General features: G+C 69.1%; 5 protein-coding genes and 1 riboswitch. All 5 genes read left to right on the forward strand.

Going from position 1 to position 6,976, the window contains the following annotated elements; all coding sequences use genetic code 11:
- Positions 1-57 precede the first annotated feature (57 nt).
- Positions 58-1,113, forward strand: coding sequence for a bifunctional nicotinamide-nucleotide adenylyltransferase/Nudix hydroxylase (locus RSA25_RS03075; protein ID WP_332807459.1), 1,056 nt, complete (start codon positions 58-60; stop codon positions 1,111-1,113).
- Between the two features lie 62 nt (positions 1,114-1,175).
- Positions 1,176-2,609, forward strand: coding sequence for a nicotinate phosphoribosyltransferase (locus RSA25_RS03080; RefSeq protein ID WP_332807447.1), 1,434 nt, complete (start codon positions 1,176-1,178; stop codon positions 2,607-2,609).
- Positions 2,610-2,639: 30 nt separating this feature from the next.
- Positions 2,640-2,871: riboswitch (cobalamin riboswitch) on the forward strand.
- Between the two features lie 212 nt (positions 2,872-3,083).
- Positions 3,084-5,378: a 5-methyltetrahydropteroyltriglutamate--homocysteine S-methyltransferase gene (metE, locus tag RSA25_RS03085; protein ID WP_332807448.1), complete on the forward strand. Its 2,295-nt coding sequence runs from the start codon at positions 3,084-3,086 to the stop codon at positions 5,376-5,378.
- Between the two features lie 71 nt (positions 5,379-5,449).
- Complete coding sequence (locus tag RSA25_RS03090; RefSeq protein WP_332807449.1) at positions 5,450-6,136, forward strand: epoxyqueuosine reductase QueH; 687 nt, start codon at positions 5,450-5,452, stop codon at positions 6,134-6,136.
- A gap of 56 nt (positions 6,137-6,192) precedes the next feature.
- Positions 6,193-6,822: a bifunctional nicotinamidase/pyrazinamidase gene (gene pncA, locus RSA25_RS03095; RefSeq protein ID WP_332807450.1), complete on the forward strand. Its 630-nt coding sequence runs from the start codon at positions 6,193-6,195 to the stop codon at positions 6,820-6,822.
- The last annotated feature ends 154 nt before the right edge of the window (positions 6,823-6,976 follow it).

Raw genomic sequence — 6,976 nt, forward strand, 5'->3', positions numbered from 1 at the left:
GAGTAGCATTGGCACCAGCCAAGGGATAGACCCGCGGCACCTGCAACGACATGGGGGATTCTCATGGAATATGACTATCTGGTATTCATCGGGCGCTTCGAGCCCTTCCACAACGGCCATGCCGCCGTTGCCCGCCTCGCACTGAGCCGGGCGCGCAAGCTGATCTTCCTGATCGGTTCTGCCGATACACCCCGCAGCCTCCGCAATCCCTGGACCGTGGCCGAACGCGCCGTGATGATCCAGGCCGCGCTTGATGGGGCGGGCGATCGCCTGCTGATCCGTCCGCTCAAGGACCATCTGTACAACGAAGCCCAGTGGATCGCCGGCGTGCAGCGCACGGTGGCCGACGCGGTGCGTGCCGATGGCTACGAAGGCGTGCCGACGATCGGCCTGGTCGGGATGGACAAGGACGATTCCAGCTATTACCTGCGCGAGTTCCCGCAGTGGCCGCTGGTGGATGTGCAGCACACCGAAACGCTGTCGGCCACCGAGCTGCGGCGCTATCTGTTCGAAGCCGGCAGCGTGGACTTCCACGGCGCCCTGCTGATGCTGCGCGGCAACGTGCCGGCGCCGGTGTACGCCATGCTCGAAGCGTTCCGCAAGAGCGGGCCGGCCTATGCGCAGCTGGTGGCCGAGTACCAGTTCATCGAGCAGTACAAGGCGGCCTGGAAGGACGCGCCGTACGCGCCCACCTTCGTCACCACCGATGCGGTGGTGGTGCATTCGGGCCACGTGCTGCTGGTGCGGCGCCGTGCCGAGCCCGGCAAGGGCCTGTGGGCGCTGCCCGGCGGCTTCGTCGGCCCGCAGCAGGGGCTGCTGGACAGTTGCCTGCGCGAGCTGCGCGAGGAAACCCGGCTGAAGATTCCCGCGCCGGTGCTGAAGGGCTCGCTCAAGGGCCAGCATGTGTTCGACCACCCCGAACGCAGCCAGCGCGGCCGCACCATCACCCACGCCTTCCACTTTGATTTCCCGGCCGGCGAACTGCCCGCCGTGCGCGGCGGCGACGATGCCGACAAGGCGCGCTGGATCCCGGTCAGCGAAGCGCTGGACATGGGCCCCAAGCTGTACGAAGACCACCTGCACATCCTGGAGTTCTTCCTGGGCCGGGGCTGATCCCGGTCTTCCCGCCGGCGGACAGACCGCTGGCGTCACCCGACGCGAAGGAGCTTCCCGTCATGCATTACCTCGACAATCTTCTCCTCAACACCGACAGCTACAAGGCCAGCCACTGGCTGCAGTATCCGCCGGGCACCGATGCCACCTTCTTCTACGTGGAATCGCGCGGTGGCGTGTACGACCGCACGCTGTTCTTCGGCCTGCAGGCGCTGCTCAAGCAGTACCTGACCACGCCGATCACCCACGCCGACATCGACGTGGCGCGCGACCTCTTCGCCGCCCACGGCGAGCCGTTCAACGAGACCGGCTGGCGCTACATCGTGGACACCCACGGCGGCCTGCTGCCGGTGCGCATCCGGGCGGTGCCCGAGGGCACGGTGGTGCCGGTGCACAACGCGCTGATGACCATCGAATCGACCGACCCGCAGGCGTTCTGGGTGCCCTCCTACCTGGAGACGATGCTGCTGCGCGTGTGGTACCCGGTGACGGTGGCCACCACCAGCTGGCAGGCCAAGCAGACGATTCGCCAGTACCTGCAGCGCACCAGCGACGACCCGGAAGGCCAGTTGCCGTTCAAGCTGCACGACTTCGGCGCGCGCGGCGTGTCGAGCCTGGAGTCGGCGGCCATCGGCGGTGCCGCGCACCTGGTCAATTTCCTGGGCACCGACACCGTGTCGGCCCTGCTGTACGCCAAAGCGTTCTACCACGCGCCGATGGCCGGCTACTCGATCCCCGCCGCCGAGCACAGCACCATCACCAGCTGGGGCCGCGAGCGCGAAGTGGACGCCTACCGCAACATGCTGGCGCAGTTCGCCAAACCCGGTGCGCTGGTGGCGGTGGTCTCGGACAGCTACGACATCTACCACGCCATCAGCGAGCACTGGGGCACCACGCTGCGCCAGCAGGTGATCGATTCGGGCGCCACGGTGGTGATCCGCCCGGACTCGGGCGACCCGGTGACGGTGGTGCTCAAGTGCCTGCAACTGCTCGATGAAGCGTTCGGCCACGTGGTCAACGGCAAGGGCTACCGGGTACTCAACCACGTGCGCGTGATCCAGGGCGACGGGGTCAATCCGACCAGCATCGGGCAGATCCTGGCCTGCATCACCGAGGCCGGCTACGCCGCCGACAACCTCGCCTTCGGCATGGGCGGCGCGCTGCTGCAGCGGCTGGACCGCGATACCCAGAAGTTCGCGCTGAAGTGCTCGGCCGCACGCGTGGATGGCACGTGGATCGACGTCTACAAGGACCCGGTGACCGACAGCGGCAAGCAGAGCAAGCGCGGCCGCATGCGCCTGCTGCGCCACCGCGAGTACGGCCAGTTCCGCACCGCGCCGGTGCCCGCCGACGCCGTCGCCGTGGAGGAGGCGGCCCTGCCGGCCGGCTATGAGGACGCCATGCGCACCGTGTGGGAAAACGGACGCCTGCTGCAGGACGATACCTTGGCCGACATCCGCCACCGGGCGGACGCGGCGCGGTTGAGCGATCACTGAGACCCCCTTGACCACCGCCCGCCTTCGGCCTACCTTGTGTTCGCCGAAGGTATCTATCGCTTCATGCAGATGAAGGGATGGATTTAAACGGGAATCCGGTGAAGGCGCCTTGCGCGCCCATTCCGGAGCTGCCCCGCAGCGGTGAATGGAAACGACTCCTGCCAACAGCACTGGGCCTGCGCCTGGGAAGCGGCAGGTATTAGGTGGGCGTTCGCGCCCGTGTCCATCAGCCCGAATACCGGCCCCGGCCGGGGGACACGACCGTCCCCTGATTCGACCTGGAACGTCCGCGGGGAGGTTGCCGGGGCCTGCCGCCATGCCATCGGCCTGGTGCTGCCCCCGTGCGTCCGCTTCGTGGCATCCGGTTCGCCCGCGGGGGCGAAGGTCGCTGGCGGGGCGGGCACGGCAACCTTGCCGTGGACGGGCCGCAGTTCCTTCGTTCCTCAATGCCCCTACGCAATGAGGACACGTTCCATGACCACTGTTACCAACCTGGGGTTTCCCCGCATCGGTGCCAAGCGCGAGCTCAAGCGTGCGCTGGAAGCCTTCTGGGCCGGGGAAAGCAGCGCCGCGTCGCTGCAGGACACCGCCAAGGCCCTGCGTGCCCGCCACTGGGCGCTGCAGCGCGAGGCCGGCGTCGATGTGCCGCCCAGCAACGACTTCAGCTTCTACGACCAGGTGCTGGACACCGCCTTCCTGGTCGATGCCCTCCCGGCCCGCTACCGCGCGCTGGCCGATGCCGACCCGCTGGCCGGCTATTTCGCGCTGGCCCGCGGGGTGCAGCGCGACGGGCACGACCTGCGCGCGCTGGAGATGACCAAGTGGTTCGACACCAACTACCACTACCTGGTGCCCGAACTGCAGGCCGGCCAGGGTTTCGCGCTGCGTGGCGACAAGCCACTGGCCGAGTACCGTGAAGCCAAGGCGCTGGGCATCCAGACGCGACCGGTGCTGCTGGGGCCGGTGAGCTTCCTGCTGCTGTCCAAGACCGTGGACGGCAGCCCCGTGCTGGACCTGCTCGACGCCCTGCTGCCGGTGTATGCCGAGCTGCTGGACCGCCTCAGGCAGGAAGGCGCGGACTGGGTGCAGCTGGACGAGCCGGTGCTGGTGCAGGACCTGGACGCCACCGCGCGCGCCGCGTTCGACCACGCCTATGCGGTGCTGGCGGCCGGGCCGCGGCCGAAGGTGCTGCTGGCCACCTATTTCGGCGCGCTGGAGGACAACCTCGCGCTGGCCGCGGCCTTGCCGGTGGAGGGCCTGCACGTGGACCTGGTGCGCGCGCCGGAGCAGTTGGATGCCGTGCTGAAGGCGCTGCCGGCCGACCGCGTGCTCTCGGCCGGCCTGGTCAATGGCCGCAACATCTGGCGCACCCACCTGGACAACGCCCTGGTGCTGGCCCGCTACGCGCACGGCCACCTCGGCGACCGGCTGTGGCTGGCCCCGTCGTGTTCGCTGCTGCACAGCCCGGTCGACCTCGACCTGGAAACGAAACTGGACGACGAGCTGCGCGGCTGGCTGGCGTTCTCGCGACAGAAGCTGCAGGAGCTGCGCCTGCTGGCCGATGCGCTGGACGGCCATGCCGATGCCGATGCCGGGCTGGCCGCCTCGCGCGCCTGGATCGACTCGCGCCGGCAGTCGCCGCGCGTGCACAAGCCGGCCGTGGCCGCCCGCCTGGCCGCGCTGACCCCCGCCGATGCACAGCGCCACAGCCGCTACCCGCAGCGGCACCTGGCCCAGGCCGGCGCGCTGAAGCTGCCGCGCTTCCCCACCACCACGATTGGCTCGTTCCCGCAGACGCTGGAGGTGCGCGAGGCGCGCGCCCGGCACAAGTCCGGCAGGCTGTCCGACGCCGACTACGATGCCTTCCTGGCCACCCAGACCGAGCACTGCGTGCGCGTGCAGGAGCAGATCGGGCTGGACGTGCTGGTGCATGGCGAGTTCGAGCGCAACGACATGGTGGAGTACTTCGGCGAGCAGCTGGATGGCTTTGCCTTCACTAAAAACGGTTGGGTGCAGAGCTACGGCTCGCGCTGCGTGAAGCCGCCGGTGATCTATGGCGATGTGACCCGCCCGCAGCCGATGACGGTGCGCTGGTCGCGGTACGCCCAGTCGCTGACCGAGCGGCCAATGAAGGGCATGCTGACCGGCCCGGTGACGGTACTGCAGTGGTCGTTCGTGCGCGATGACCAGTCGCGCGCGGACACCTGCCGGCAGATCGCGCTCGCCCTGCGCGATGAAGTGCTGGACCTGGAAGCGGCCGGCATCGGCGTGATCCAGATCGACGAGCCGGCCCTCCGTGAGGGCCTGCCGCTGCGCCGCGCGCAGTGGCGCAACTACCTGGACTGGGCGGTGGAGGCGTTCCGGATCAGTGCCAGCGGCGTGCGCGATGCGACCCAGATCCACACCCACATGTGCTACGCCGAGTTCAACGACATCATCCACTCGGTGGCGGCAATGGATGCCGACGTGATCTCGATCGAGACCTCGCGCTCGCGCATGGAGCTGCTGGAGGCCTTCGTGCGTTTCCAGTACCCCAACGAGATCGGCCCGGGCGTGTACGACATCCACTCCCCGCGCGTGCCGGACAAGGAGGAGATGCTGGCGCTGCTGCGCAAGGCGGCGGAAGTGCTGCGCCCGGAGCAGATCTGGGTCAACCCCGACTGCGGCCTGAAGACCCGTGGCTGGAAAGAGACCCGTGCCGCACTGGAAGCCCTGGTGGCCGCCGCGCAAGAGCTGCGCGCGGAGACGGCCGACGCCAACGCCGCCTGAGCCCACCATCCGCACATGACCCCAGGGACCGCATCGCCGCCGTTGCCGGCGATGCGGCCGACGAGACCCGCATGACCCCGCCTCCCGTGACCCCGATCGACCGCCCCACCCTGGCCCTGCCCGACGGCCACACCCGGCTGCTGCTGCATTCGTGCTGCGCGCCCTGTTCGGGCGAAGTGATGGAGGCGATCACCGCCTCCGGCATCGACTACACGATCTTCTTCTACAACCCGAACATCCACCCGGTGAAGGAGTACGAGCTGCGCAAGCAGGAGAACATCCGCTTCGCCGAGAAACACGGCGTGCCCTTCGTGGACGCCGACTACGACACCGACCACTGGTTCGCGCGTGCGCGCGGCATGGAGAACGAACCCGAGCGCGGCATCCGCTGCACGATGTGCTTTGACATGCGTTTCGTGCGCACCGCGCTGTATGCGCACGAGCACGGCTTTGCGGTGATCAGCAGCTCGCTGGGGATCTCGCGCTGGAAGGACATGGCCCAGATCAACGACTGCGGCCATCGCGCCGCCGCGCATTACCCCGGCATCCAGTACTGGGACTACAACTGGCGCAAGGGCGGTGGCGCGGCGCGGATGGTGGAGATCAGCAAGCGCGAGCAGTTCTACCAGCAGGAGTACTGCGGCTGCGTTTACTCGCTGCGCGATGCCAACCGGCACCGCCGGCAGACCGGTCGCGAGCGCATCAGGATCGGCCTGCTGTATTACGGGCAGGACAACGACGCGCCCAAGGGCGATTGACGCGCGCGCAGGGGGCGGCCACGCTGGGCGCCCCCTGGATATGTGCTGGACCTGCCATGACCGCCGCCCTGCCCGCCGACGTGGCCCTGCTGGTGATCGACCTGCAGCCGGACTTCATGCCCGGTGGCGCGCTGGCCTGCGAGGAAGGCGATGCGCTGGTGCCGCCGATCGCCGCGCTGCTGGCGCAGCGCCGGTACCGCACCGTGGTGGCCACCCAGGACTGGCACCCGGCCGACCACGCCTCCTTCGCCCACCAGCACCCCGGCCACCTGCCGTTCGAGGCGATCCTGCTGCACGCCCAGCCGCAGACGCTGTGGCCGGACCATTGCGTGCAGGGCACCGCCGGCGCGGCCCTGCACCCGGGCGTGGACTGGACCGCCGCCGACCTGATCCTGCGCAAGGGCACCCGCCGCGGCGTGGATTCCTACAGTGCCTTCCGCGAGAACCACGGCCCCGATGGCACCCGCCCGGCCACCGGCCTGGCCGGCTGGCTGCACGAGCGCGGCATCCGCGAGGTGCACGTATGCGGGCTGGCACGTGACTACTGCGTGCTGTGGAGCGCGCAGGACGCAGTGAAGTGCGGGTTCCGGGTCAAGTTCCTGTGGGACCTGACCCGCCCGGTGACCGAGGCCAACGACGGGATGGTGCGCGAGGCGTTGGCGAAGGCGAAGATCGCGGTGATCTGACGGGCGGTGCGGGGCGCTGGCGGGAACGGCGTACCTGGTCCCTGCCTGCCAAGCACTGGTAGTGGCGGGGGGGGGGCGGGGGCCGGCCCCCCCCCCAAGGGTGGGGGGGGGCGGCCCCCGCGATTACCTGCGACTGTTTCAACCTTTTTCCTGA

The sequence above is a fragment of the Stenotrophomonas sp. genome, from assembly GCF_036662295.1.
In the GTDB taxonomy this organism is placed as follows: domain Bacteria; phylum Pseudomonadota; class Gammaproteobacteria; order Xanthomonadales; family Xanthomonadaceae; genus Stenotrophomonas.

What these genes read in the sequence shown, in the direction of transcription:
- RSA25_RS03080 (WP_332807447.1), top strand. Translation starts at nt 1,176, where the DNA reads ATGCATTACCTCGACAATCTTCTCCTCAACACCGACAGCTACAAGGCC.
- metE (WP_332807448.1), top strand. Translation starts at nt 3,084, where the DNA reads ATGACCACTGTTACCAACCTGGGGTTTCCCCGCATCGGTGCCAAGCGC.
- RSA25_RS03090 (WP_332807449.1), top strand. Translation starts at nt 5,450, where the DNA reads ATGACCCCGCCTCCCGTGACCCCGATCGACCGCCCCACCCTGGCCCTG.
- pncA (WP_332807450.1), top strand. Translation starts at nt 6,193, where the DNA reads ATGACCGCCGCCCTGCCCGCCGACGTGGCCCTGCTGGTGATCGACCTG.